Raw genomic sequence first — 26,174 nt, forward strand, 5'->3', positions numbered from 1 at the left:
CACTCGCGCCCGTGCCGAACATCTTCGACGTCGCGAAGGCGGCCGGGGTGTCGCACCAGACCGTCTCCCGCGTGCTGAACGGCGACCCGACGGTCCGGCCCGCCGTGCGCGAACGGGTCGACGAGGCGATCGCGCGGCTCGACTACCGGCCGAGCGCCGCCGCCCGGGCCCTCGCACGCCGGCGCACCCGCACGATCGGGCTCGTCGTCGTCGGCATGCCGTACTACGGCCCCGCGAGCATCGCAAACGCGTTCAACGCGGCCGCCCGCGCCAGCGGCTGGGACGTGGCCATCGCCGCGGCGGACGACGCCGACGGCGACGCGCACGTCCGCGAGGTCGCGGAGACCCTGCTCGCGCAGGACCCGCGCGCGGTCGTCGTGATCGCGCCGGGGCCCTCGGTCGGCGCCGGTCTCGCCGCGCTGACGAGCCGCCTCCCCGTCGTCACGAGCGTCGACGTCGTCCCCGGCGCGGCCGCCGTCACGGTCGACGACGTGGCGGGCGGCGCGATCGCGACCGAGCACCTCGCCGCCCTCGGGCACGACGCCGTCCTGCACGTCGCCGGGCCGGAGGGCTGGACGGAGGCGGACCAGCGCATCGCGGGCTGGCGGGCGGCCTCGGAGCGCCTCGGCCTGCGCGCGCCGGAGGTGCTCCGCGGCGACTGGAGCTCCGCGAGCGGCTACCGCATCGGCAGGGCGATCGCGGCCGAGGGCGCCCCGTCGGCGATCTTCTCCGCGAACGACCAGATGGCCCTCGGCCTCCTCGCCGCCTTCCGCGACGCGCGCGTGCGGGTGCCGGAGGACGTCAGCGTCGTCGGCTTCGACGACATCCCCGAGGCCGCGTTCTTCCCGCCGCCGCTCACGACCCTGCGCCAGGACTTCGCCGCGCTCGGCCGCGGCCTGATGGCCCGCCTCGACGACCTGCTCGCCGACCGGGAGCCGGTGGACGCCGCCCCGTTGACGCCGGAGCTGGTCGTCCGCGCCTCGACCGGCGCGCCGCGTCCCGCCCCCGTCGCGCACTGACCGCGGCGCGGATCGCGCGGCGGGCCGACGCTTCCCGCGGTCGCGTCGTCCTGGTAGCGTGAGCGCTCACTTCCGTGCGCCGGGATGCGGCGCGCCCGAGTCGCGTCGATGGAGATGGAATGGCCTTCAGCCCCGAGGTCGAGCAGGCGATCGCGGAGGTCCGGCGGGACGTCGCCGCGCTCCACGCGGAGCTCGTCCGCTACGGCCTCGTCGTGTGGACCGGCGGCAACGTGTCCGGCCGCGTGCCCGGCGCCGACCTGTTCGTGATCAAGCCGTCGGGCGTGCCGTACGACGCGCTCGCCGCCGAGGACATGATCCTGTGCGACCTCGACGGGAACGTCGTCGCGGGCAGCCCCGGTAGCCACCGCAGCCCCTCCTCCGACACGGCGGCGCACGCGTACGTGTACCGGCACATGCCGCACATCGGCGGCGTCGTGCACACGCACTCGACCTACGCCTGCGCGTGGGCGGCGCGGAACGAGGAGATCCCGTGCGTGCTCACGGCGATGGCCGACGAGTTCGGCGGGCCGATCCCGGTCGGCCCGTTCGCGATCATCGGCGACGATTCGATCGGCCGCGGGATCGTCGAGACGCTGTCCGGCCACCGCAGCCGGGCGGTGCTGATGGCGAACCACGGCCCGTTCACGATCGGCAAGGACGCCCGCGACGCCGTCAAGGCCGCCGTCATGGTCGAGGACGTCGCCCGCAGCGTGCACGTCGCGCGCGAGCTCGGCCCCCTCGTCCCCATCCCGCAGGAGGCGGTCGACCGTCTCTTCGACCGTTACCAGAACGTCTACGGGCAGTCCACGGACACCCGCCTCGCCAGCCCCACGGAGTGATGACATGACCGCGCTCGACACCACCTTCGACTCGTACCGGGTCCTCTTCCTCACCGGCAGCCAGCACCTCTACGGGCCGGAGACGCTCGCGCAGGTCGCCGACCAGTCGCGCGCGATCGCCGACGAGCTCGCGGCCGGCGTGCCCGTGCGCGTCGAGTGGCAGCCGGTGCTCACCGACGCCGACGCGATCCGCCGCGCGATGCTCGACGCGAACAGCGACGACTCCGTCATCGGCGTCATCGCCTGGATGCACACGTTCAGCCCGGCGAAGATGTGGATCGGCGGGCTCACCGCGCTGCAGAAGCCGCTGCTGCACCTCCACACGCAGGCGAACGTCGCCCTGCCGTGGAGCGAGATCGACTTCGACTTCATGAACCTGAACCAGGCCGCGCACGGCGACCGCGAGTTCGGCTACATCGAGTCCCGGATGGGCGTGCCGCGCAGCACCGTCGTCGGCCACGTCTCCGACCCCGCCGTCCGCGCGAAGGTCGAGGTCTGGCAGCGCGCCGCCGCGGGCCGCAGCGCCGCCCGCACGCTGAAGCTCGCGCGCTTCGGCGACAACATGCGCTTCGTCGCCGTCACCGAGGGCGACAAGACCGAGGCGGAGATCCGCTTCGGCATGCAGGTCAACACGTGGGGCGTCAACGAGCTCGCGGACCGGGTCGCGCAGGTCGCCGACGCGGACGTCGACGCGCTCGTCGCCGAGTACGACCGCCTCTACGACGTCGTCCCGGAGCTGCAGGAGGGCGGCGCGCGCCGGCAGTCCCTGCGCGACGGCGCCGCGATCGAGATCGGCCTCCGCTCCTTCCTCGAGGAGGGCGGGTTCGCCGCGTTCACCACGAACTTCGAGGACCTCGGCGCGCTCAAGCAGCTGCCGGGCCTCGCGGTCCAGCGCCTCATGGCCGAGGGCTACGGCTTCGGCGCCGAGGGGGACTGGAAGACCGCGGCGCTGGTGCGCATCGCGAACGTGATGGGCGCGGGGCTCCCGGGCGGCGCGAGCCTCATGGAGGACTACACGTACGACCTCACGCCGGGCAGCGAGCTGATCCTCGGCGCGCACATGCTCGAGGTCAGCCCGTCGCTCACGACGGCGAGGCCGAGCCTCGAGGTGCACCCGCTCGGCATCGGCGGCAAGGACGACCCGGTGCGCCTGGTCTTCAACGCCGACGCCGGCCCCGCGGTCGTCGTCGCGATGAGCGACGTGCGCGACCGCTTCCGCCTCGTCGCGAACGTCGTCGACGTCGTGACGCCGCCGGAGGCGCTGCCGAAGCTGCCCGTCGGCCGCGCGGTGTGGAAGCCGCAGCCGGACTTCACCACCTCCGCGACCTGCTGGCTGACCGCCGGCGCCGCGCACCACACGGTCATGACGACCGCCGCGGGCGTCGACGTCTGGGAGGCCTTCGCCACGATGACCGAGACCGAGCTGCTCGTGATCGACGACGCCACCACCGTGCGCGGGTTCACGCGCGAGGTCCAGTGGAACGCGGCCTACCACCGGCTCGCGCGCGGTCTGTGACCGCGTTCGACGAGCTGCTCGCCCTGGTCGAGCGGCTCGCGGCGCTCGTGCCGCACCTGCCGCGCCTCGCGGTCCTCGACGCCGTCGAGGCCGAGTGGCTGCGGCTCGGCGCGAGCGCCCAGTCGACCCTGGCGCCCTTCGTCGGGCCCGCGGCGCTCTGGCGCCTGCGGGCCGGCGCGGAGCCCTGCTGACCGTCCCCGCCGCGGCGGGGAGGAGGAGGATCGCGCGATGAGCGCAGCGGACGTCATCACCGGGGGCCGTGCGGTGCTCGGCATCGAGCTCGGGTCGACGCGAATCAAGGCGTGCCTGATCGGCGAGGACCACGAGGTGCTCGCCGTCGGCGCGCACGAGTGGGAGAACGCCTTCGTCGACCGGATGTGGACGTACTCCCTCGAGGACGCGGAGGCCGGGCTGCAGGCCGCCTACGCCGACCTCGTCGCGGACGTGCGGCGCCGCCACGGCGTCGAGCTCACCGCGCTCGGCGCGGTCGGCGTCTCGGCGATGATGCACGGCTACCTCGCGTTCGACGCGGACGGCGGCCTCCTCGTGCCCTTCCGCACCTGGCGCAACACGACGACCGGCTCCGCCGCCGCGGAGCTGTCCGAGCTGTTCGGGGTCAACATCCCGATGCGCTGGTCGATCGCGCACCTGTACCAGGCGGTGCTCGACGGCGAGGAGCACGTCGCCCGCGTCGCGTCGTTCACCACGCTCGCGGGATGGGTGCACCGCCGCCTGACCGGTCGTGACGTGCTCGGCGTCGGCGACGCGTCCGGCATGTTCCCGATCGACGCCGCGACGCACGAGTACGACGCGGCTCTCGTGGAGCGGTTCGACGCGCTCGTCGCGGACCGGGCGCCGGGGCTGTCGCTGCGCGCGCTGCTGCCCGACGTCCTGGACGCGGGCCGGCCGGCGGGCGAGCTCACCGCGGAGGGCGCGGCGTTCCTCGACCCGAGCGGCGCGCTCGCGCCCGGCGCCGTCGCGGCGCCGCCCGAGGGCGACGCCGGCACCGGCATGGTCGCGACGAACTCCGTCGCGCCCCGCGAGGGCAACGTCAGCGTCGGCACCAGCGTCTTCGCGATGGTCGTGCTCGAGGGGCCGCTCGCGCAGCAGCACCACGAGCTCGACCTCGTCACCACGCCGGCCGGCGACCCGGTCGCGATGGTCCACTGCAACAACGGCGCGAGCGAGCTCGGCGCGTGGGCGGGCCTGTTCACCCGGTTCGCCGCGGCCTCCGGCTCCGGCCTCGCCGCCGACGACGTCTTCGGCGTGCTCTTCCGCGAGGCGCTGGACGGCGACGGCGACGCGGGCGGCCTGCTCGCGTACAACCTCCTGTCCGGCGAGCCGGTGATCGGCCTCGAGGAGGGACGGCCGCTCGTCGTCCGCACCCCCGACAGCCGCTTCACGCTCGCGAACTTCATGCGGGCGCAGATCTATGGCGTCTTCGGCGCGCTGGCCGTCGGGATGCGCGTGCTCGCGTCGGAGGGCGTCCGGCTCGACCGGATGCTCGCCCACGGCGGGCTGTTCCGCACGGAGGGCGTCGCCGAGCGCTTCCTAGCGGGCGCGCTCGCGGCCCCCGTCGCGGTCGGCGAGACCGCCGCGGAGGGCGGCGCCTGGGGCGTCGCGGTGCTCGCGGCCTACACGGCCTCGGGCGCGGAGACGGACCTGAGCACGTGGCTCGGCGAGCGCGTCTTCGCGGACGCGGCGTTCCGCACGGTCGAGCCGGAGGAGGCCGACGTGCAGGCCTTCGCCGCGTACCTCGAGCGGTACGAGGCGGGCCTCGCGCTCGAGCGGACGGCGATCACGGCGCTCTGAGACGGGCCGGACGTGAAGATGCGCGCTGCAGTCGCAGTTGCGCGCGAGCGCTCGCACGCAACTGCGACCGGAGCGCGCAATTCCGGGCGCGGGCCGCGCGCGCCGCGCGCAAGGGCTGACCGCGGGCTCCGGGCGGGCGCTAGCATCGCGGCACCTTCCGCGTCGCGACGCACGAGGAGCCCCATGCGCGATCCCGACGGCCGATCCAGGCCTCCGTCGATCCGCGACGTCGCCGAGCGGGCGGGGGTGTCGTACCAGACGGTCTCGCGCGTGCTCAACGCGCACCCGAGCCTGCGCGCGGAGACGGTCGAGCGCGTGCGCAGCGCGATCGACGCCCTCGGCTACCGCCCGAACCGGGCGGCCCGCGCGCTCGTCACCTCCCGCAGCCGCACGATCGGCGTGCTGCTGTCGGCACGGGCGCTCTACGGGCCCTTCAGCTCGTTCCTCACGATCGTCGAGGCGGCGAAGGACCGCGGGTACAGCGTCACGACGGTGCCGAACTCGAGCGACGAGCCGCCCGACATCCTCGCCGGGCTCGACGAGCTGATCGCGCACGGGGTCGAGGGCATCGTCGCGATCGCGCCGCAGGACCGCGCCCGGGAGGCCGTGCGCGCCAGCGGCGCCGACGTGCCGGTGCTGACCCTGCAGGGCGGCCCGGACGAGGTGCACGACTTCGGCTTCGACCAGCAGGAGGGCGCCCGGCTCGCCGTGCGGCACCTGCACGCGCTCGGCCACCGCCGGATCCTCCACCTGCCGGGCCCCTCCGGCTGGGCCGAGGCGGAGGAGCGGCAGCGCGGCTACGAGGCGGCGATGCGTGAGCACGGCCTCGTCCCCGTCGTCGGGCCCGACGGCGACTGGACGTCCGACAGCGCGCGGGAGATCGCGACGCGGTTCCTGCCCGTCGAGCAGCCGACCGCGGTGTTCACGGCGAACGACGACATGGCGATCGGCCTGCTCGCCGCGGCGCACGACCTCGGGCTGCGCGTGCCCGACGACCTCAGCGTCGTCGGCTTCGACGACGTGCCGTACGCGCGCCACCTGCGACCGGCCCTGACGACGGTCCGGCAGGACTTCCACGAGCTGGGCCGCAGGGCCATCGGCGTGCTCCTCGACGAGGTCGAGGGCACGGTCGCGCCGTGGCGGCCGCCCCGCGTCCTGCCCCGTCTCGTCGTGCGCGACAGCACCGCCGCGATCACGATCGGGCGGCTTCCGGCGCGCCCCGCTTGACGCGCCGCGCACTGCGCGACGATGATGCCGCCGAGCGATGTGAACGTTTCGCATCGCGTGGGGCCTCCCTGACGAGGCGCGCCCGGAGACGGGCGCCGGCGAGGCCGCAAGAGACGCACGAAGGAGTGGGTTCATGGCAGCACATCCCGGCGGGTTCGAGCTGAACCGCCGCAGTCTCATCCGCGGCGCCGGCATCGGCGCGGTCGGTCTCGCGGGCACGCAGCTGCTCGCCGCGTGCTCGGGCGGCTCGTCCGGCGGCGGCGGTGCGGGAGGCGGCGGCAGCGCGACCTTCGGATCGAACGCCTCGGACGAGGTGCCCAAGAAGGCGTACGCCGCGTTCGTGTCGGCCTTCGAGAAGAAGTCCAAGGACACGATCCAGACGAAGACGAGCGACCACAACGGGTTCCAGGAGAAGATCAGCAACTACCTCCAGGGCAGCCCCGACGACGCGTTCACCTGGTTCGCCGGGTACCGCATGCGCTACTACGCGAAGAAGGGCCTCGTCGGCGACGTGTCCGACGTCTGGTCGAAGATCGGCTCGAACTACTCCGACGCCCTGAAGCAGGCGTCGACCGGCGACGACGGCAAGCAGTACTTCGTCCCGAACTACAACTACCCGTGGGGCTTCTTCTACCGGAAGTCGTTCTGGCAGTCGAAGGGCTGGGAGGTGCCGGGCACCTTCGACGAGCTCGTCGCGCTCGCCAAGAAGATGAAGACCGCCGGGATCATCCCGATCGCGTTCGCCGACAAGGACGGCTGGCCCGCGATGGGCACGTTCGACTACCTGAACATGCGCATCAACGGCTACCAGTTCCACGTCGACCTGTGCGCGCACAAGGAGGCCTGGAATTCCTCGAAGGTGCAGGAGGTGTTCGACACCTGGAAGGAGCTCCGCACCTACCAGGACCCGAGCGCCCTCGGCCTGACGTGGCAGGAGGCGGCCCAGAAGCTCGGCAACAAGCAGGCGGGCATGTACCTGCTCGGCTCGTTCGTGACCCAGCAGTTCACGGACAAGGCCGTGCTCGACGACATCGACTTCTTCCCGTTCCCCGAGGTCAAGGTCGAGGGCACCGATTCGGTCGAGGCCCCGATCGACGGCCTGATGCTGTCGAAGAAGGGCGCCCAGAACCAGGCGGCGAAGGACATGCTCGCCTACCTCGGCACCGGCGAGGGCCAGCTCGCGTACTGGAAGGTCGACTCCTCCAACATCATGACGGCGAAGGACGCCGACACCTCCGGCTACAGCGCCTTCAACAAGAAGCTGGGCGACGTGATCGCGAACGCGAAGCACATCAGCCAGTTCTTCGACCGCGACGCGCTGCCGGCGATGGCGTCGAACGTCATGATCCCCGCGCTGCAGAACTTCACGAAGTCCGGCTCCATCGACCTCGCGAACCTCGAGACGCAGGCGAAGTCGCTCTACGCCAACCAGTAGGGATACCCCGTGTCCGGAATCCAGCCGATCGGCTTGAGCCCGGCGACCACGCCCGGGCCGGAGGGCACCCGCCCTCCGGCCCGGGCGCGCGGCCGCCTGCGCGCACTCACCCGTCGGGACGCCGTCGTCCTGGCCGTCATGGTGGCCATCCCCACCCTCATCCAGCTCGTGCTCGTGTGGCTGCCCACGGTCGCGTCGATCGTGCTGTCGTTCTTCCGCTGGGACGGGCTCACCCTCGGCGGGTTCCAGTTCGTCGGCGCCGCGAACTACCGGTTCGTCTTCGCGGAGTCGCCGGCGTTCTGGCCGGCGGTGCTGCACAACGTCGTCTGGCTGCTGTTCCTCGCCGTGATCGGCACGCCCCTCGGGCTGCTGCTCGCGGTGCTGCTCGACCAGCCGATCCGCGGCAGCCGCATCTACCAGAGCATCTTCTTCGTGCCGGTCATGCTGTCCGTCGCGCTGATCGGCATCATCTGGCAGCTCTTCTACTCGCAGGACAACGGCCTGCTGAACAGCCTGCTCGGCACCGCCGGCACGCCGCGGGCGGTCGACTGGTTCGGCAACTCGAACGTGAACCTCTGGGCGGCGCTCGTGGCGGCGACCTGGCGGCACGCCGGCTACATCATGATCCTGTACTTGGCGGGGCTGAAGGGGGTCGACCCGTCGCTGCGGGAGGCGGCGGCGCTCGACGGGGCGAACGCCCGGCAGATCTTCTTCCGCGTCGTGTTCCCGGCCATGGCGCCGACGAACGTGATCATCGTGGTGATCACGATCATCGAGTCGCTGCGCGCCTTCGACATCGTCTACGTGATCAACGGTGCGACGAACGGCCTGGAGCTCGTGTCCGCGCTCGTCATCCAGTACCTCGTGGGCGAGGGGCAGGTCATCGGCATCGGGTCCGCGTTCGCGGTCGTGCTGCTCGTGATCTCGCTGGTGCCGATCGTGTTCTACCTCTCCCGCACGTTCTCGACGAAGGAGCGGTGACCGTGACGACGACGACGACCACCACCACCGGCGCGACCGCGCCGGCCCGGGCGGCCGCGACGACCGCCGCGGCGACCCGGACGCGGCGCGGGCCGCGGCACCTCGGCACGTACCTGTTCCTCACCGTGATGGCGGTGATGTGGCTGATCCCGCTGCTGTGGGCCGTCTACACGTCGCTGCGGCCGAAGGCGGACACCGACCGGTACGGCTACTTCTCGATCGCGGGGCGCTTCGACCTCGGGAACTACTTCGCGGCGTGGAACCAGGGCGGCTTCGCCGGCTACTTCCTGAACTCGACGCTCGTCACGATCCCGACCGTGCTGCTCACGCTGTTCTTCGCGTCGATGATGGCGTTCGCGGTGAGCCGGTTCAGCTGGCGGTTCAACACGACCCTGTTGATCATGTTCACGGCGGGCAACCTCCTGCCGCCGCAGGTGCTCGCGGCGCCGGTGTTCGAGCTGTTCAAGCTGACGCAGCTGCCGTACTCGATCTCGGACTCCGGCACGCTGCTGAACCAGCTGTTCGGCGTCGTCGCGATCAACACGGCGTTCCAGATCGGGTTCTGCACCTTCGTGCTGTCGAACTACATGAAGGCGCTCCCGCTCGAGCTGTCGGAGGCGGCCCGGGTCGACGGCGCGGGGGTCTGGCGGCAGTACATCGGCGTGGTGATGCCCCTCACGCGGCCGGCGCTCGCGGCGCTCGGCACGCTGGAGGTGATCTTCATCTACAACGACTACTTCTGGCCGCTCGTGCTGATCCAGTCCGGCGACCGGCTGCCGATCACGACCGCGATCAACAACCTGCAGGGCCAGTTCCTGTCGAACTACAACCTCCTCGCGGCGGGGGCCGTGATCATCGTGATCCCGACGCTCGTGATCTACCTCGCGCTGCAGCGGCAGTTCGTGGCGGGTCTCACGCTCGGGGCCAACAAGGGCTGATTCACCAGGGGCGGCGGGCACCGGACGCGATCCGGTGCCCGCCGCCCTGCGCACGGAAGGACGCACCGCATGGCCGGACAGCACTACCTCGAGGCGGGCGGCGTCGGGCTGCTCGTCGACCTCGCCGGCGACGACCCGGTCGTCGTCCACTGGGGCGCGCCCCTCGGGGCCGACCTGCCCGACCCGGGCGTGCTCGCGGCGACCGCCGTGCCGCCGTCGACCTTCGACGCGCCGGTCCGCCCGTCGCTGCTGCCGCAGCGCGCGCGGGGCTGGCGCGGCCGGCCCGCGATCCGCGGGAGCCGCCCGGACGGCAGCGCCTTCTCGCCGAGGCTCGCGCTGACCGGCGCCGAGCAGGACGGCGCCGCGCTGACCCTCCGCCTCGCGGACGATGAGGCCGGCCTCGCGGTCGAGGTCCGCCTCGCGATCGCGCCCTCGGGGCTGCTGCTCCTCGACGGGTCGCTCGAGAACACGGGCGCCGGCGACTACGCGCTCGAGCGCTTCGACCTCGTGCTCCCCGTGCCGCCGGAGGCCGCGGAGTCGTTCGACACGACCGGCCGCTGGGCGCGGGAGAAGCAGCCGCAGCGGCGCCGCATCGACCAGGGCACGTGGGTGCGCAGCGGCCGGCACGGGCGCACCGGGCACGACGCCCCGGTCGTGATCGCGGCGGGCGAGCCGCGGTTCGGCTGGCGCAGCGGCGCCGTGTGGGCGATGCACCTCGGCTGGAGCGGGGACCACGAGTCGTTCGTCGACCGGCTGCCGAGCGGGCAGACCGTGCTCGGCGCCGGCGAGCTGCTCGACCCCGGCGAGGTCGTGCTCGCGCCGGGGGAGCGGTACGTCGCGCCGACCGCCTACGCCGCCTGGTCCGCGGAGGGGCTCGACGGGGTCAGCGCGCGGCTGCACGACTGGATCCGCGCCCGGCCGCAGCACCCCGCGACGCCGCGCCCGGTCGTCCTGAACACGTGGGAGGCGGTCTACTTCGACCACGACCTCGACGTGCTGCGCGGGCTCGCCGACACCGCGGCGGAGCTCGGCGTCGAGCGGTTCGTGCTCGACGACGGCTGGTTCGGCAACCGCCGCGACGACCGGGCGGGGCTCGGCGACTGGTGGGTCGACCCCGCCGTGTGGCCGGACGGGCTCACCCCGCTCATCGAGCACGTGCGCGGCCGCGGCATGCAGTTCGGGCTCTGGGTCGAGCCCGAGATGATCAACGAGGACTCCGACCTCGCCCGCGAGCACCCCGACTGGATCGCGCGGCCGGGCGGGCGCACGTCGCTCGAGTGGCGGCACCAGCAGGTGATCGACCTCGTGCACCCGGAGGCGTTCGCGCACGTGCTCGAGCGGCTCGACGCGCTGCTGACCGAGAACGACATCGCGTATCTGAAGTGGGATCAGAACCGCGACCAGCTCGAGCTCGGGCACGACGGCCGCGCCTCGACGCACGCGCAGACGCTCGCCGCCTACCGGCTGTTCGACGAGCTGAAGCGGCGCCACCCCTCGGTGGAGATCGAGTCGTGCTCGTCCGGCGGCGCGCGAGTCGACCTCGGGATCCTGCAGCGCACCGACCGGGTCTGGACCTCCGACACGAACGACGCGCTCGAGCGGCAGGCGATCCAGCGCTGGACGGAGCTGCTGCTGCCGCCGGAGCTCGTCGGCGCGCACGTCGGCCCGACCACCTCGCACAGCACGGGTCGCACGCACGACATCGGCTTCCGCACCGCGACCGCCCTGTTCGGCCACTTCGGCATCGAGTGGGACGTGCGGAGCGCGACGGACGAGGAGCGCCGCGGTCTCGCCGCCGCGATCGACCTCTACAAGCGCTGGCGCGGCGTGCTCCACACCGGGCGGCTCGTGCGGGGCGACTCGCCCGACCCGGCCGTGCAGCTCACCGGCGTGGTCGCGGGCGACGGCGGGAGCGCGCTCTACTCGTGGGCGCAGCTCACGACCTCCGAGTTCGAGTCCCCCCTGCCGGTCCGGCTGCCGGGGCTCGACCCGGACCGGCGGTACCGGGTGGCGCTCGCCCTGCAGGTGACCGAGCACGACACGACCCAGCGGCTCGCGCCCGGGTGGCTCGCGGAGGGCGCGGTGCTGTCGGGCCGCGCGCTCGCGGTCCTCGGGCTGCCGATGCCCGTCCTGAACCCGGAGCACGCGCTCCTGATCACCGTGGAGGCGGAGGCATGACGGACGCCCTCGAGACCGAGCGGATCGACGAGCGGCACCTCGTCGGCGACGGCTGGATCGCGCCCCGCGCGCGGTTCGACACGGATGCGCCGCTGCTGCCGCTGAACGGCGAGTGGGCGCTCCGGATCTCCGCCTCGCCGGCGGCGGCGCCCGACGACCTCGCCGGGGACGGGCCGGACACGGCGGGCTGGGACCGCATCCCGGTCCCGTCGAGCTGGCCGATGCAGGGGCACGGCGCGCCCGCCTACACGAACACCCGGTTCCCGTTCCCGGTCGATCCGCCGCACGTGCCGGACGCGAACCCGGTCGGCGACCACGCGCGGTCCTTCACGTGGGAGCACGAGGACACCCGGGCGCTGCTGCGCCTCGACGGGGTCGACGCGGTCGGCGAGGTCTGGCTGAACGGGCGGTGGCTCGGCTCGACGGCGGGCAGCCGGCTCGTCCACGAGTTCGACATGAGCGGCGTGCTCGTGCGCGGCGAGAACCGCCTCGTGCTGCGGGTGACGCAGTGGGCGGCGACGAGCTACCTCGAAGACCAGGACATGTGGTGGCTGCCGGGCGTCTTCCGCGACGTCGCGGTGCAGGCCGCGCCGGCGGGCGGTCTGCAGGACGTGCGCGTCCACGCCGACCTGGTCGACGGGCGCGGATGCCTCCTCGTCGAGGCCGACGTGCGGGACGGTGCCGAGGCCGTGGTCGACGTCCCGGCGCTCGGGCTCGAGGGCCTGCCGGTGGGCGTCGCGCACGAGGGGCTGGACGTGCCGGCGTGGACGGCGGAGACGCCGGACCTCGTCGACGTGGTCGTCCGCACGGCGACCGAGCGGGCGAGCCTGCGGGTCGGGTTCCGCACGATCACGATCGAGGACGCGCAGCTCAAGGTGAACGGGCGCCGTATCCGGATCCGCGGCGTCAACCGCCACGAGCACCACCCCGACCTCGGCCGCGTCGTGCCGCCGGAGGTGGTCCGGCAGGAGCTGCTGCTGATGAAGCGGCACCACGTCAACGCGATCCGCACCTCCCACTACCCGCCGCACCCCGACCTGCCCGCGCTCGCGGACGAGCTCGGCTTCTACCTCGTCGACGAGTGCGACCTCGAGACGCACGGCTTCGTGCACGTCGGCTGGCGGCGCAACCCGAGCGACGACCCGCAGTGGGAGCCCGCCTACCTCGACCGGATGCGGCGCACCGTCGCCCGCGACCGGAACCACGCGAGCGTGATCCTCTGGTCGCTCGGCAACGAGGCCGGCACGGGGCGGAACCTCGAGGCCTCCGCGCGGCTCGCGAAGGAGCTCGACCCGAGCCGGCCGGTCCACTACGAGGGCGACTGGTCGAGCACCTACGTCGACGTCTACTCCCGCATGTACGCGCACCAGGACGAGGTCGCCGCGATCGGCCGGCAGGAGGAGGCGCCGCTGCCGGACCCGGCCGCCGACGCGCACCGCCGGTCCCTGCCCTTCATCCAGTGCGAGTACGTGCACGCGATGGGCAACGGCCCGGGCGGGATGAGCGAGTACGAGACGAGCTTCCGCACCTACCCGCGCACGCAGGGCGGCTTCGTCTGGGAGTGGCTCGAGCACGGCATCCGGCGGCGGACCGCCGACGGGCGCGAGTTCTTCGCCTACGGCGGCGACTTCGACGAGGAGATCCACGACGGCAACTTCGTGGCCGACGGGCTCGTCGACGCGGACCGGAACCCGCGGCCCGGCCTCCTCGACTACGCGAAGGTGATCGAGCCGATCGAGCTGGCGGTCGTCGACGGACGGGTGCAGGTGACGAACCGGTACGACTTCGTCGACCTCGGGGCCTTCGAGCTCGTCTGGTCGCGCGGCGACGCCCATGGCTTCATCGGCATGCCGCACGTCGCGCCCGGGACGACCGCGGTGGTGCCGCTGCCGGCGGAGGCGGAGGGCGACGGCGTGCTGACCGTGTCGGCCGTGACCCGCGAGGAGTCCGACTGGGCGACCGACGGGCAGGAGGTCGCGTGGGTGCAGCACGGCGCGCTCGCCGTGCCGGCGCCGGTCAAGCCGTCCGGCGCCGTCCACGAGGAGGGCGGGACGATCCGCCTCGGGCCGGGCGCCTTCGACGCGGCGACCGGCCGACTGACCGAGCTCGGCGGCCTGCCCGTCGACGGGCCGACGGTCGCGCTGTGGCGCGCGCCGACCGACAACGACCGCGGCATCGCCGACAACAAGCAGGAGGGGCTGAGCGACGCGGAGCGCTGGGCGCTCGCCGGGCTCGACCGCCTCCACGCCCGGGTCGTCGCCGTCCGCGTCGAGGACGCGGCGCTCGAGGTCGAGACCGTGGTCGCGCCGGCCGCCGCCGACCACCGGCTCCGCGTGGTCGCGCGCTGGACGACGGACGGCGAGGCCCTCGGCCTGGAGGTGTCGCTCACGCCGGAGGGCCCGTGGTCGTCGGGCTGGGCCCGCGCCGGGCTCGAGCTCGCGCTGCCGTGGGCGCCGGACGACGTCGCCTGGGACGGGTACGGGCCGGGGCAGCGCTACCCCGACACGGGCCAGTCGCAGCGCCTCGGCGCGTTCCGCGTCGACGGCGTGCGCGCCCTCCACACCGACTACGTGAAGCCGCAGGAGAACGGCTCGCGCTCCGGGGTCGTGCGCGTCGCGCTCGGCCGGGAGGGCCGCGGGTTCGCGGTCGAGGGCGACGGGTTCGCGTTCACCGCGAGCCCGTGGACCTCCGCGGAGCTCGACGCCGCGGCGCACCCGACCGACCTGCCGGAGGCGGCCGATCGCGCCCGCCTGGTGCTCGACCTCGCGCAGCACGGCATCGGCACGGCGTCCTGCGGCCCCGGCGTCCTGCCGCAGCACCGGCTCGACGCGCGTCCCGTCCGCGGCGTGCTCGCCTTCCGGCCGTTCTGACGCGGACCCGGTCGTGCGCCCGAGGAGGCGCGCGACCGGGGTCCGGTCAGGAGGGGCTCAGGCGGCGGAGCGCCCAGTCGGGCTCGGTCAGCGGCTTCAGCAGGCGGCCGACGAGGTCGTTGCCGAGGCCGACGACGAGCACCACGGCGAGCAGGGCCGCGAGCAGCAGCGCGAGCGGGCCGCTCGGCACGGCGTCGTCGAGCGGGGTGCGGCGCAGCAGCTCGATGACCGGCCCGTGCAGCAGGTAGACGGTCAGCGTGTGCTGCCCGACGCTCGACCAGCGGAACCGGGTACGCGGCGCCAGCACGAGCAGCGCGAGCGTCATCACGGCGGCGATCACGAGGACCGTGCCGCGCAGCGCGACGCCCTCCACGGCGTCGAGATCCATGCCCGCGTAGCCGCGGCGCCAGAACAGCAGCTGGGTCGTCCACGCGTCCTGCCGCATCAGGAGCACGATCGCGCCGGCCGCGACGGCCATCGCGGCTCCCGCCGCGGCGCGTACGCGGACCGACGGGGCGAGGAACCACGCCGCGCGGTCGAGCCCTCGGCCGCGCAGCCACCAGCCGAGCAGGAAGAACGGCAGCAGGCAGATCGTGCGGCTCGCGGAGAACGCGGTGCCGACGTCGAGCAGCCCGACGCCGAGCGTCGCGACGACCGCGAGCACGAGCGGCGCCCGGAGGCGGGCGAGGTAGGGGAGCAGCAGCCGCATCAGGAAGAGGGTGACGAGGAACCACAGGGTCCAGCTCGGCACGACGAGGAACGAGCCGGGGAACGGCGGCTCCCCGGTCGCGAGGCGCAGCACGACCCAGCCCGCCTCCGCGAGCAGCCAGGTGACGAGCAGCCGGGACGTGCCGAGCAGCGCCTTCGCGTCGAGTCGGTCGGCGCGCGCGAACCAGCCGGAGACGAACAAGAAGGCGGGCACGTGGAAGGCGTAGACGACCGCGTAGACGACGTCGACCGACGTCGAGCCGCGCATGCTCTCGAGCCCGTGGCCGAACACGACCAGCCCGATCAGGAGCGCTCGCGCGTTGTCCCAGAGCGCGATGCGACCGCCGGGAGCGGGTCGGACCGCGACGGCCGGTCGGATCGTCGAGGCGGTGGTCACCCTCCGATGCTCACCCGGGCCCGCGCTCGCCCCGGGGAATGACCCCGCGCGTCCCCCGAACGAGGGTCACGGATCGAGTGCCCGTTCGCCGGTCGAGGTGCGAGCGCAGCGAGCCTCGCTGGTCCTCCAGGCCGCCACTCATCGCCGTCCCCGCTGGTCGAGGTGCGAGCGCAGCGAGCCTCGCATCCGCCTTCTCCGCTGGTCGAGGTGCGAGCGAAGCGAGCCTCGAGACCACCCTGAAGACCGCTGTCGTCCAATCCGGAATCAGCAGGACACGCCGTTCCGTTGAGCGGAAAAACCCTGGCAGAAACGGGATGCAGTGTCAGTGCCCCGTGCTCGAATACACGCATGAACCGGAACGCGGAGGCGGTGCTCGCGCAGGCGTCCGCCTACGCGCGCGGCTTCGACCGCGTCTCCGCGAGCGGCCGCTTCGACGGCGCGTCGTCGGACGGCCCGGTCCGGCTGCTGTCCGATCAGGAGCTGCTCGAAGCGACCGATTCGGTGAGCCGACTCATCCGTCTCGCCGAGTCCGAGCGCGCGAAGCTCGCCGGCGAGATCGCCCGACGCAGCGAGATCCGCGACGAGACGAACCTCGCCCGCACCATGGGCGCGGCGAGCCCGGCGGCACTGCTGGCCCAGGTCGCGGGCATCCCGCGCGAGGAGGCCGGCACGCTGACCGCCCTCGCGGCTGCGGTCCGTCCCCGCGAGGCGATCGACGGAACGCGACTGCCGGCGAAGCGCGCTCATGTCGCAGCAGCCCTCGAGGCCGGCTGCCTCGACGTCTCCGTCGCAGCGGCGCTCGTCCGGGCGTTGAAGGAGGTCGAGAACGGCCTCACCCCGCTCGAGCTGGAGGAGCTCGAACGCCAGCTGGTGGAGCGGTCGCAGGAGGGCTACACCGCCGACGAGCTGCTGGAGCACTTCCGCCTGGTGCCCGCGTACGCGCACCCGGAGGGCAACGGGCCGCGTGACGGCGAGCTGGCAGGCCAGGCGACGGTGACGAAGCGGAAGCTCGACAACGGGCTCACCCGGTGGGTGCTCGATCTCGACCCGCTGACGGCGGGCTTCTTCGAGACCGCCCTCGACGCCAACACGTCCCAGCGTCGATTCCAGCTCGTCCTGGATGACGCACCGAAGCTCGACGACAAGGACCTCCGCCCGCTGAACAAGCGCCGCGTCGACGGTGTTCAGCGGATCGCGAAGAAGGTCCTGAAGATCGACGACGGGCGCGTCGCCGGCACCGCCGTGACGATGCTCGTCACGATCAGCGAAGAGGCATTGCGGAGCGGGATCAGCCACGCCCTGCTGCCCGGGTGCATGGAGACGATCCCCGCCGCGACCGCGCGCATGCTCGCCGAGGAGGCGGAGATCATCCCCGTCGTCCTCGGTGGCGACAGCCAGCCCCTGGACCTCGGAACCGGCCGTCGGTTCTTCTCCGAGGCGCAACGGCGTGCGATGGCGGTCCGGGACCAAGGGTGCGCGGGCCCGAACTGCGACGCACCCTTGTCCTGGTGCGACGCCGCGCACATCGACCCCGCCGGATACGGATCCACCTCGATCGAGAACGGGATCCTCCTCTGCTGGCGATGCCACCGACTCCACGACGAGCACGGATGGCAGGTGCAACGCGAAGACGGCAGGTGGTGGTGGACACCGCCACCCCACGTCGATCCACGAGGCAGGCGCAGGCCCGGCGGCCCCGTGCCGCCGGTGAACCTCTCCGCCTGACCGAGCTCGAAGGTGCGTGCTGGTCTCGAGGCTCGCTGCGCTCGCACCTCGACCAACGGGACACGGTGGTTGAGCCGGGCGCTCCGCGCCCGTGCCGAAACCACCTCGCGAGCGGGCGGAATCAGCGCGTCAGTGGGAGCGCCGTGAGCCGCGGCTCGGTGGGGCGGCGGGCGCCGCTCCACCGAGCCGCGCGGAGGTCAGACGGCGCGGGCTGCCGCGGCCCGGTAGGCCTCGAGGATCTCCGGGTGGTGATCCGGCGCGGGCGACGCCACGTCGGGCACCGGCCACTGCGGACGGCTGCCGCTCAGCGCCCAGCCGGCCTGCACGGCGGCGCCCGCCGCGACGTACTCGCCCGGCTGCGGCACGACGACCGGCTCCGCGAACACCTGCGCGGCCACGGCCTGCACGGCCGGGTTCAGCGCGGCGCCGCCGATCAGCAGCAGCCGCTCCGCGGTCACCCCCTGCCCCTGCACGGCGGCGAGCCCGTCGGCGAGCGCGCAGAGCAGGCCCTCGACAGCGGCGCGGGCGAGGTTCTCCCGGGTCGTCGACCCGAGGGTCATCCCGACCAGGGACGCCGTCGCGTCCGGCAGGTTCGGCGTGCGCTCACCCGCGAAGTACGGCACGAGCACGAGGCCGCCGGAGCGCGGCTCCGCGGCGAGCGCCAGCCGGCCGAGCTCGTCGTGGTCCACGCCGAGCAGGCGGGCGGTCACGTCGAGGATGCGCGCCGCGTTCAGCGTCGCGATGAGCGGCAGGAACTCGCCCGACGCGGAGGCGAAGCCCGCGACCGTGCCGGAGGCGTCGTGCGTCGGGGTCGGGCTGACCGCGAACACGGTGCCGGAGGTGCCGATCGAGACGACGACGTCGCCGGCGCTCGCGCCGAGACCGAGCGCCGCGCCCGCGTTGTCGCCCGCACCCGCGCCCACGACGATGCCGGCGGGGATGCCGGGCAGCCCGTCGACGGTGCGCCCGGCGACCTCGGACGGGCCGAGCACGCGCGGCAGCACCACGTCGTGCCCGAGCGCGAGCTCGAGCATCCCGCGGTCGTAGCGGTTCCGGACCGAGTCGAAGTACCCGGTGCCGGAGGCGTCTGACCGGTCGGTGGTCAGCGCCTCGAGCACGGGGCCGGAGGGGGAGACCGCCTCCGGCCCGTACCCGAGCAGACGCCACGTCAGCCAGTCGTGCGGCAGCGCGACGGCGGCGACGCGGGCCGCGTTGTCCGGCTCCGCGTCGCGCAGCCAGCGCAGCTTCGTCGACGTGATCGACGCGACCGGCACCGTGCCGGTGCCGTCGGCGAGCGCCTGGGCGCCCGCCTCCTCGATCAGGTCGAGCGCGGCCTGCGCCGAGCGCGTGTCGTTCCACAGCAGCGCCTTGCGCACGACCTGGCCCTCGCCGTCGAGCGCGACCATGCCGTGCTGCTGCCCGCCGATCGCGATCGCGGCGACGTCGGCGAGCCCTCCGGCGTCCTCGATGGCGGCGTTCAGCGCCGTCCACCAGGACTCGGGGTCCACCTCCGTGCCGTCCGGGTGCGACGCCCGACCCGAGCGCACGACGGCGCCCGAGTCGAGGTCGCGGACGACCACCTTGCAGCTCTGGGTCGACGAGTCGACCCCGGCGACGAGCGTCATGCCGGCGTTGCTCTCAGCGGAGGGCGATCAGCGGGCGCCGAGCAGGTGCTCGAGCGCGAGCTGCTGCAGGCGCACGAAGCCGAAGCCCTTGCCGTTGAAGTACGCGTTCGCGTCGAAGTCCTCGAACGCGCTGCGGTCGGCGAGGAAGGTGTCGTAGGTCTCGCCCTCGCCGAGCGTCGGGGTGCTCAGCTCGGTGACCTTCGACGCCTGCAGCGCCTCCTGCACCTCGGGGTCGGCGCGGAAGGCCGCGGCGCGCTCCTTCAGCAGCAGGTAGGTGCGCATGTTCGCGGCGGCCGAGTCCCAGACGCCGGTCTCGTCCTCGGTGCGGCTCGGCTTGTAGTCGAAGTGGCGCGGGCCGTCGTACGTCGGGCCGCCGTCGGGGCCGCCGTTCTCCAGCAGGTCGACGAGCGCGAACGCGTTCTGCAGGTCGCCGTGGCCGAAGACGAGGTCCTGGTCGTACTTGATGCCGCGCTGGCCGTTGAGATCGATGTGGTACAGCTTCCCGGCGTACAGGGCCTGGGCGACGCCGGCCGCGAAGTTCAGGCCCGCCATCTGCTCGTGGCCGACCTCCGGGTTGATGCCGACGAGCTCGGGGCGCTCGAGAGTCTCGATGAAGGCGAGGGCGTGGCCGAGCGTCGGCAGCAGGATGTCGCCGCGGGGCTCGTTCGGCTTCGGCTCGATCGCGAAGCGGATGTCGTAGCCCTTGTCGGTCACGTACTGGCCGAGCAGATTGACGGCCTCGCGGTAGCGCTCGAGCGCGGCGCGGATGTCCTTGGCGGAGTCGTACTCGGCGCCCTCGCGGCCGCCCCACATGACGAACGTCTTCGCGCCGAGCTCGGCGGCGAGGTCGATGTTGCGGAGCACCTTGCGCAGCGCGAAGCGGCGGACGGCGCGGTCGTTGGAGGTGAAGCCGCCGTCCTTGAAGACGGGCGCGCTGAAGAGGTTGGTCGTGACCATCGGCACCTCGATGCCGGTGTCGCTCATCGCCTGCTTGAGGCGGTCGATCTCGGTCTGGCGCTCGGCGTCGGTCGAGCCGAAGGCGAACAGGTCGTCGTCGTGGAACGTGAGGCCGTAGGCGCCCAGCTCGGCGAGCTTCTCGACCACGTGCACCGTGTCGAGGTGCGCGCGGGTCGGGCCGCCGAACGGGTCCGAGCCGTTGTAGTTGACGGTCCAGAGACCGAAGGAGAACTTGTCGTCGCGGGTCGGCTTCTCGGCCATGAGAGGCTCCGTTTCCTCGTTGAAGCGAAAATGTTGCAGGTCACAACATACGGGTTCGCCCGGCCCCCGGCAAGCGTCGGCACGCCGGGGTCCGGGCGACGGTCAGGATGCGGCGGAGACGTCCGTCCGGTCGACGCGGACGGTCGCCGAGCGGCCGTCCTCGGGGCCGACCTCGTGCACGGGGCCGGTGATCTCGAGCGTCGCGACGGTCTCCTCCTCGGCGCACGACGGGCCCGCCCAGAGGCGCACCTCGCCGGGCTCGACGATCCGCACGAACCGGCGGTCGCTGAAGGCGAGCAGGGCGGTCGGGACGGAGAACGTCACGGTCGCCTCCTCGCCCGGCTCCAGGTCGACGCGGCGGAACGCGAGCAGCTGCGCGACCGGCCGCGTGACCGAGGCGACGACGTCGTTCGCGTAGAGCTGCACGACGTCGGTGCCCGCGCGGTCGCCGGTGTTCCGCACGCGCACGGTCGCCTCGATCGTGCCGCCGGCGGCGACCCGCCCCGCCACCTGCAGGTCCTCGTGCGCGAACGTCGTGTAGCCGAGGCCGAAGCCGAACGGCCGCACCGGGGTCGGGTCGACGCTCGTCACCTCGGAGGGGCCGCCGAGCACCGGGTGCAGGTAGGAGTACGGCTGCGCGCCGGCGCTCCGCGGCAGCGAGATCGGCAGGCGGCCGGACGGCGCCGTCGTGCCGGACAGCACGCGGGCGATCGCGGTGCCGCCCTCCTCGCCGGGGAAGAACGCCTGCACGACCGCAGCCGGCCGGGCCGGGCCGTCGAGCGCCCACTCCATCGCGTAGGGGCGGCCGGTCAGGAGCACGAGCACCGTCGGGGTGCCGGTCGCGACGACCGCCTCGACGAGCTCGCGCTGCACGCCGGGCAGGTCGAGCGACTCCGCGTCGTTGCCCTCGCCGACCGTGCCGCGGCCGAACAGGCCCGCCTGGTCGCCGGCGACGACGATCGCGACCGCCGATTCCCGTGCGGCGGCGACGGCCTCCTCGAACCCGGAGCGGTCGTCGCCCTCGACCGCCGAGCCCGCGGCGAAGCGGAGCTCGGCACCCGGCAGCTCGGTGCGCAGCGACTCGAGCACGGAGGGGATCTCGAACCCGAGCGGGACGCCCGGGTGGTGCGCGAGCACGTGGTTCGCGAACGAGTAGCAGCCCATGAGCGCCTCGGACCGGTCCGCGTTCGGGCCGATCACCGCGATCCGGGAGCGCGCGTCGCCGGCCAGCGGCAGGGCGCCGTCGTTCGCGAGCAGCACGACGGACTCCTCCGCCAGCGCGAGCGCGGCGGCCCGGTGCGCGGGGGAGTCGAGGTCGACCGGCTCCGGCTCGGCGTCGAACGTCTCGTCGAGCAGGCCGAGCGACTCCTTCTGCGCGAGCACGCGCAGCACGGCGAGGTCCACCGCGTCCGTGCCGGCGAGCCCCGCCTCGATCCGCTCGGCGAGCGGCGCGAGGTACGCGTCGCCGGTCGGCAGCTCGACGTCGATGCCCGCCTCGAGCGCGAGCGCCGCGGCCTCGCCGCGGTCCGCCGCCACGCGGTGCATCACCGCGAGGAAGGCGACCGCGAAGTAGTCGGAGACGACCACGCCGTCGAAGCCCCACCGGTCGCGGAGCAGGTCCGTGAGCAGGGCGCGGGAGGCCGCGACGGGCTCGCCGTCGAGCTCCGTGTACGAGTTCATGACCGACCGCACGCCGCCGTCGCGGACCGCGGTCTCGAACGGCGGCAGGAACACGTCCTGCAGCTCGCGCCGCCCGATCGAGACCGGCGCGTGGTTCCGGCCCGCCCGGGAGGCGGAGTAGCCCACGAAGTGCTTGAGCGTCGCGTGCACGCCCGCCGACTGCAGCCCGCGCACGTAGGCCGTGCCGATCGTGCCGACGACGACCGGGTCCTCGGCGATGCACTCGTCGACCCGGCCCCAGCGGGGGTCGCGGATGACGTCGAGCACCGGGGCGAGGCCCTGGTGCACGCCGAGCGAGCGCATCGAGTCGCCGATCAGCGCCGCCATCCGCTCGACCAGCTCCGGGTCGAAGGAGGCGCCCCAGGCGAGCGGCGTCGGGAAGGTCGCGGCCTGCCACGCGGCGAGGCCGGTGAGGCACTCCTCGTGCACGAGCGCGGGGATCCCGAGCCGCGTCTCCGCCTTCAGCCGCCGCTGCTCGGTACGCAGCCAGCGCGCCCGCTCCAGCGGGTCGACGGGACGGGTGCCGTAGACGCGGGTGAGCTGGCCGAGCCCGTGCCGGGTCGCCTCCTCGTACGCCGGCGACGGCGCCATCTCGCCCTGCATCGGCGCGACGGCCTCGCCGCCCTGGTCGACCCAGAAGCCGACCAGCTGGGCGAGCTTCTCGTCCAGCGTCATGCGGGAGAGCAGGTCCAGCACCCGCTCGGAGAAGGCGGACGCTTCCGCCGGTGCTGCTGCGCTGCCGGTCACGGTCGTCATCCTTTCACCGCGCCTGTGAGGCCGCCGACGATGCGTCGCTGGAAGATCGAGAAGAAGATCAGCGCCGGGAGCATCGAGAGGGACGTGAACGCGAGCACCCGCGCGGTGTCCACGGAGTACTGCGACGAGAACTGCTGCACGCCGAGCGGCAGCGTGAACGTCGACGGGTTGTTCAGGATGAACAGCGGCAGCAGGTAGCCGTTCCAGCTGCCGATGAACGCGAGGATGCCGACCGTCACGACGCCGGGCAGCGACAGCGGGACGACCATGCGCCAGAAGAAGCCGAGCCGGCTGGCGCCGTCGATCTCCGCCGCCTCCTGGATCTCCACCGGGATGGCCCGGAGGAACGGCACCAGGATGATGATCGTGGTCGGCAGGCCGAACGCGATCTGCGGCAGGATCACGCCGGCGAGCGTGTTCGTCAGGCCGAGGTTCTTCACCACGATGTAGAGCGGCGTGATCGCGACCGTGACGGGGAACATCAGACCGGCCGCGAACAGCGCGTACATCGCGCCGCGCAGCCGGTACTCGTACCGCGCGATCGCGAAGCTCGCCATCAGGCCCAGCACCACCACGCCGAGCGTGGTGAGCAGGCCGACGATCAGCGAGTTGCCGACGAGCCGCCAGAACAGGCCGCCCGTGAGCACGTCGACGTAGTTCTTCGCCACCCACGGCGCCGGGAAGCCGGCGGGGGAGTCGGTGATCTGCGAGTTCGTGCGGAAGCCGCCGATGACGATGTACGCGACCGGCGCGAGCATGAGCACGATCACGACCGCCGCGACCACGTAGACGACGCCGTTGGAGGCGGCGCTGTGCCCGGTCGGCCGGGATCGTCGGGGGCGCCGGAGCGCGTTCGAGGGGAGGGCTTCGACGGCCATCAGCGGCCCTTTCCGGTCAGCGCGCCCTCCGTGTCCCGGCGCAGCACGAAGCGCTGGTACACGAGGGCGACGATCAGGGAGATGACGAACAGGACGACCGCGACGGCGTTGCCGTACCCGTAGCTGCCGGCGTTGCGGCCGTTGACGACCAGGTAGGTCGCCATGGTCGAGGTGCCGGCGGTGGAGGCGACGTACTGGCCCCAGATGATGTAGACGAGGTCGAACAGCTGGAGCGCGCCGATCACGGACAGGAACGCCCAGATGCGCAGCGTCGGGCCGAGCAGCGGCAGCGTGATGCGGCGCTGGATCTGCCAGAACGTCGCGCCGTCGATCGAGGCGGCCTCGGTCAGCTCCTCCGGGATGCCCTGCAGGCCGGCGAGGAAGAGGATCACGGCGAAGCCGACGTACTTCCAGGTGATGATCCCCATCAGCGTCCAGATGGCGACATCGGGGTTCGCGAGCCAGTCGACCTTCAGCGCGCCGAGCCCGACGGCCTGCAGCGCGCTGTTCAGCGCGCCGGAGGTCTGCAGGATCAGCGACCAGCCGGTGCCGACGACGACCTCGGAGATCACGTAGGGGATGAAGATCAGGACCCGGATGAGGGTCTGCCCGCGCATCTTCCGGTTGAGCAGGAGCGCGAGCAGGACCGCGATCGGGCCCTGGAGGACGAGCGACAGCACGACGATCACGGTGTTGTGGCCGAGCGCCGCGAGGAACGTGGGGTCCTGGACGATCGTGACGTAGTTCTGCAGGCCGACGAACTGCGTCGGCACGCCGTAGCCGGCCCAGCGGTAGAAGCCGTAGTAGGCGGCCGCCAGGACCGGGAAGATCACGAAGAGGAGGAAGACGGCGAGGGCCGGGCCCGTCAGCACCGCGATCTCGAGCCGGCTGCGCCACGAACCCGTGGAGCGGCGGCGCGCCACGGGGAGCGGCGAGGTGACGCCGCCCCCCGTGGTCGAGCGCGGTCCGGACGAGCGACCCGTGGGGAGCTGCTCGCGGACGGTCATGATCGGTGCGCTCAGCCCTTCTTGGCCGCGTCGTTCGTCGCGCTGACGATGCCGGCGGCGTCGCTCTTGCCCGCGAGCAGGTTGACCACGCCGACGTTCAGCGCGTTGCCCACGTTCTGGCCGTAGACGGTGTCGAGCCACTGCGAGACGAACGGGGCCTTGTTGTAGGTCGCCACGACGTCCTGCAGGTAGGGCTCCGTGACGGCCTTCTGGGCCTCGGTGTTGACGGGCGGCGAGTTGTAGGCCTTGTAGTACGCCGTCTGCTGCTCGGTCGTCGCGATGTAGTTCAGGAAGTCGACGCAGGAGTCGGGGGCGTTCTGCGAGCAGGAGTACCCGTCGACGCCGCCGAGGATCGAGCCCGGCTTGCCGTTGCCGCCGGAGATCTCCGGGAACGGGAACCAGCCGAGGTCGGGCAGCGGCTTCTCGTCCTTCGTGAGGGACGCGATCACGCCCGGGTCCCACGCGCCCATGAGCTCCATCGCGGCCTTGTGGTTCGCGACGAGGCCGGCCGAGCTGCCGGCGCCCTGCTGGGCGGCGGTGGTGAGGAAGCCCTGGTTGAACGGCTTCGTGTCGTTGAACCGCTGCAGGTCCTGACCGGCCTTCAGCCAGCACGGGTCGTCGAACGACTTCGACTTCGCGGCCTTCTCGAGCGCGGCGGGCGCGCACTCGCGCAGCGCGAAGTTGTAGTACCAGTGCGCGGCGGGCCACGCGTCCTTCGCGCCGAGCGCGACGGGCGCGATGTCCTTGGCCTTCAGCTTCGCGATGTCCGCGTTCAGCTCGTCGAGCGTCGTGGGCGTGCCGTCGATGCCGGCCTCCTTGAAGAGGTCCTTCGAGTACCAGATGCCGGAGGGCAGCACCGAGAGCGGCATCGCGTAGACCTTGCCGTCGAGCGACTCGGCGCCGAGCGACGCGGCCGGGACGACCTTCTTCGTCGCGGCGGTGATGCCGCCGGTGATGTCCTTGACCTGGCCGGCCTCGACCATGGCCTGCAGCTTGCCGCCGCCGCGCTGGAGGAAGATGTCGGGCGCGTCGCCCGAGTTCATCGCGGTCTGGAGCTTGCCGTCGAAGTCCTCGTTCTGGACCGTCTGGACGTCGATGGTGACGCCCTTGTGCGTCTTCTCGAAGCTCTTGGCCGCGTCCTTCCAGAACTGGAGGCCGGGGCCGGTGGTGGAGTTCTGCCAGAGCGTCAGCGTCTGCGGGCCGTCGGAGGAACCGCCGGATCCGCTGCAGCCCGTGAGCGCGGCTGCGCTCGCGAGCAGGACGGCAGAGGCGGCGATGAGGCGTGAGGGTCTCACTGGTGCACCTGTCTTCTCTTCGTTGAGGGATGCCGAGGGGATCGCGGCGCCATGAGGTTGCGCGACCGGT

General features: G+C 72.9%; 19 protein-coding genes. 12 read left to right on the forward strand and 7 right to left on the reverse strand.

Features of this window, described 5'->3' with window-relative positions:
• The first annotated feature begins 11 nt into the window (after positions 1-11).
• The 11 genes from D1781_RS04760 to D1781_RS04810 all read left to right on the forward strand — a co-directional run bounded on the left by D1781_RS04760 (position 12) and on the right by D1781_RS04810 (position 14,815).
• The gene (locus D1781_RS04760) at positions 12-1,019 is read left to right on the forward strand and encodes a LacI family DNA-binding transcriptional regulator (protein ID WP_199706388.1); all 1,008 of its coding nucleotides are present in this window, start codon (positions 12-14) and stop codon (positions 1,017-1,019) included.
• A 119-nt stretch (positions 1,020-1,138) separates the two neighbouring features.
• Entirely contained in the window at positions 1,139-1,858 is a 720-nt protein-coding gene (locus D1781_RS04765) for an L-ribulose-5-phosphate 4-epimerase (protein ID WP_119481083.1), read from the forward strand.
• Positions 1,859-1,862: 4 nt separating this feature from the next.
• Positions 1,863-3,374: an L-arabinose isomerase gene (gene araA, locus D1781_RS04770; RefSeq protein ID WP_119481084.1), complete on the forward strand. Its 1,512-nt coding sequence runs from the start codon at positions 1,863-1,865 to the stop codon at positions 3,372-3,374.
• Positions 3,371-3,565 (forward strand): hypothetical protein, encoded by a 195-nt coding sequence (locus D1781_RS04775; protein WP_119481085.1) that lies wholly within the window; start codon positions 3,371-3,373, stop codon positions 3,563-3,565. The genes araA and D1781_RS04775 overlap by 4 nt, the downstream gene beginning before the upstream one ends.
• 37 nt (positions 3,566-3,602) lie before the next feature.
• Entirely contained in the window at positions 3,603-5,186 is a 1,584-nt protein-coding gene (locus tag D1781_RS04780; protein WP_119481086.1) for a xylulokinase, read from the forward strand.
• Between the two features lie 183 nt (positions 5,187-5,369).
• A complete protein-coding gene (locus D1781_RS04785; protein WP_119481087.1) occupies positions 5,370-6,413 on the forward strand; it encodes a LacI family DNA-binding transcriptional regulator in 1,044 nt (347 codons plus the stop codon).
• 133 nt (positions 6,414-6,546) lie between these two features.
• Entirely contained in the window at positions 6,547-7,848 is a 1,302-nt protein-coding gene (locus D1781_RS04790) for an ABC transporter substrate-binding protein (protein WP_119481088.1), read from the forward strand.
• A gap of 9 nt (positions 7,849-7,857) precedes the next feature.
• Positions 7,858-8,829: a carbohydrate ABC transporter permease gene (locus tag D1781_RS04795; protein WP_325048783.1), complete on the forward strand. Its 972-nt coding sequence runs from the start codon at positions 7,858-7,860 to the stop codon at positions 8,827-8,829.
• A gap of 2 nt (positions 8,830-8,831) precedes the next feature.
• Positions 8,832-9,767, forward strand: coding sequence for a carbohydrate ABC transporter permease (locus tag D1781_RS04800; RefSeq protein ID WP_233550995.1), 936 nt, complete (start codon positions 8,832-8,834; stop codon positions 9,765-9,767).
• Positions 9,768-9,836: 69 nt separating this feature from the next.
• Positions 9,837-11,945, forward strand: coding sequence for an alpha-galactosidase (locus D1781_RS04805; RefSeq protein WP_119481089.1), 2,109 nt, complete (start codon positions 9,837-9,839; stop codon positions 11,943-11,945).
• A complete protein-coding gene (locus D1781_RS04810; RefSeq protein WP_119481090.1) occupies positions 11,942-14,815 on the forward strand; it encodes a glycoside hydrolase family 2 TIM barrel-domain containing protein in 2,874 nt (957 codons plus the stop codon). Before D1781_RS04805 ends, D1781_RS04810 begins: the two co-directional genes overlap by 4 nt.
• 46 nt (positions 14,816-14,861) lie before the next feature.
• Here the strand turns inward: D1781_RS04810 and D1781_RS04815 are convergent, their stop codons facing one another.
• The gene (locus tag D1781_RS04815; protein ID WP_119481091.1) at positions 14,862-15,920 is read right to left on the reverse strand and encodes an acyltransferase family protein; all 1,059 of its coding nucleotides are present in this window, start codon (positions 15,918-15,920) and stop codon (positions 14,862-14,864) included.
• Between the two features lie 348 nt (positions 15,921-16,268).
• Here D1781_RS04815 and D1781_RS04820 point away from each other — a divergent pair, with 348 nt between their 5' ends.
• Complete coding sequence (locus D1781_RS04820) at positions 16,269-17,645, forward strand: HNH endonuclease signature motif containing protein (RefSeq protein WP_119481092.1); 1,377 nt, start codon at positions 16,269-16,271, stop codon at positions 17,643-17,645.
• Between the two features lie 197 nt (positions 17,646-17,842).
• Here the strand turns inward: D1781_RS04820 and xylB are convergent, their stop codons facing one another.
• The 6 genes from xylB to D1781_RS04850 all read right to left on the reverse strand — a co-directional run bounded on the left by xylB (position 17,843) and on the right by D1781_RS04850 (position 26,104).
• Entirely contained in the window at positions 17,843-19,270 is a 1,428-nt protein-coding gene (gene xylB, locus D1781_RS04825; RefSeq protein ID WP_119481093.1) for a xylulokinase, read from the reverse strand.
• A 27-nt stretch (positions 19,271-19,297) separates the two neighbouring features.
• A complete protein-coding gene (xylA, locus tag D1781_RS04830) occupies positions 19,298-20,488 on the reverse strand; it encodes a xylose isomerase (protein WP_119481094.1) in 1,191 nt (396 codons plus the stop codon).
• Between the two features lie 102 nt (positions 20,489-20,590).
• Positions 20,591-22,924 (reverse strand): beta-xylosidase/alpha-l-arabinosidase, encoded by a 2,334-nt coding sequence (locus D1781_RS04835; protein WP_119481095.1) that lies wholly within the window; start codon positions 22,922-22,924, stop codon positions 20,591-20,593.
• A complete protein-coding gene (locus D1781_RS04840; RefSeq protein ID WP_119481096.1) occupies positions 22,921-23,802 on the reverse strand; it encodes a carbohydrate ABC transporter permease in 882 nt (293 codons plus the stop codon). Before D1781_RS04840 ends, D1781_RS04835 begins: the two co-directional genes overlap by 4 nt.
• A complete protein-coding gene (locus tag D1781_RS04845) occupies positions 23,802-24,809 on the reverse strand; it encodes a carbohydrate ABC transporter permease (RefSeq protein WP_119481097.1) in 1,008 nt (335 codons plus the stop codon). Before D1781_RS04845 ends, D1781_RS04840 begins: the two co-directional genes overlap by 1 nt.
• Positions 24,810-24,820: 11 nt before the next feature.
• The gene (locus D1781_RS04850) at positions 24,821-26,104 is read right to left on the reverse strand and encodes an ABC transporter substrate-binding protein (protein ID WP_119481098.1); all 1,284 of its coding nucleotides are present in this window, start codon (positions 26,102-26,104) and stop codon (positions 24,821-24,823) included.
• Positions 26,105-26,174: the final 70 nt, after the last annotated feature.

This window comes from Amnibacterium setariae, from assembly GCF_003581425.1.
GTDB lineage: Bacteria > Actinomycetota > Actinomycetes > Actinomycetales > Microbacteriaceae > Amnibacterium > Amnibacterium setariae.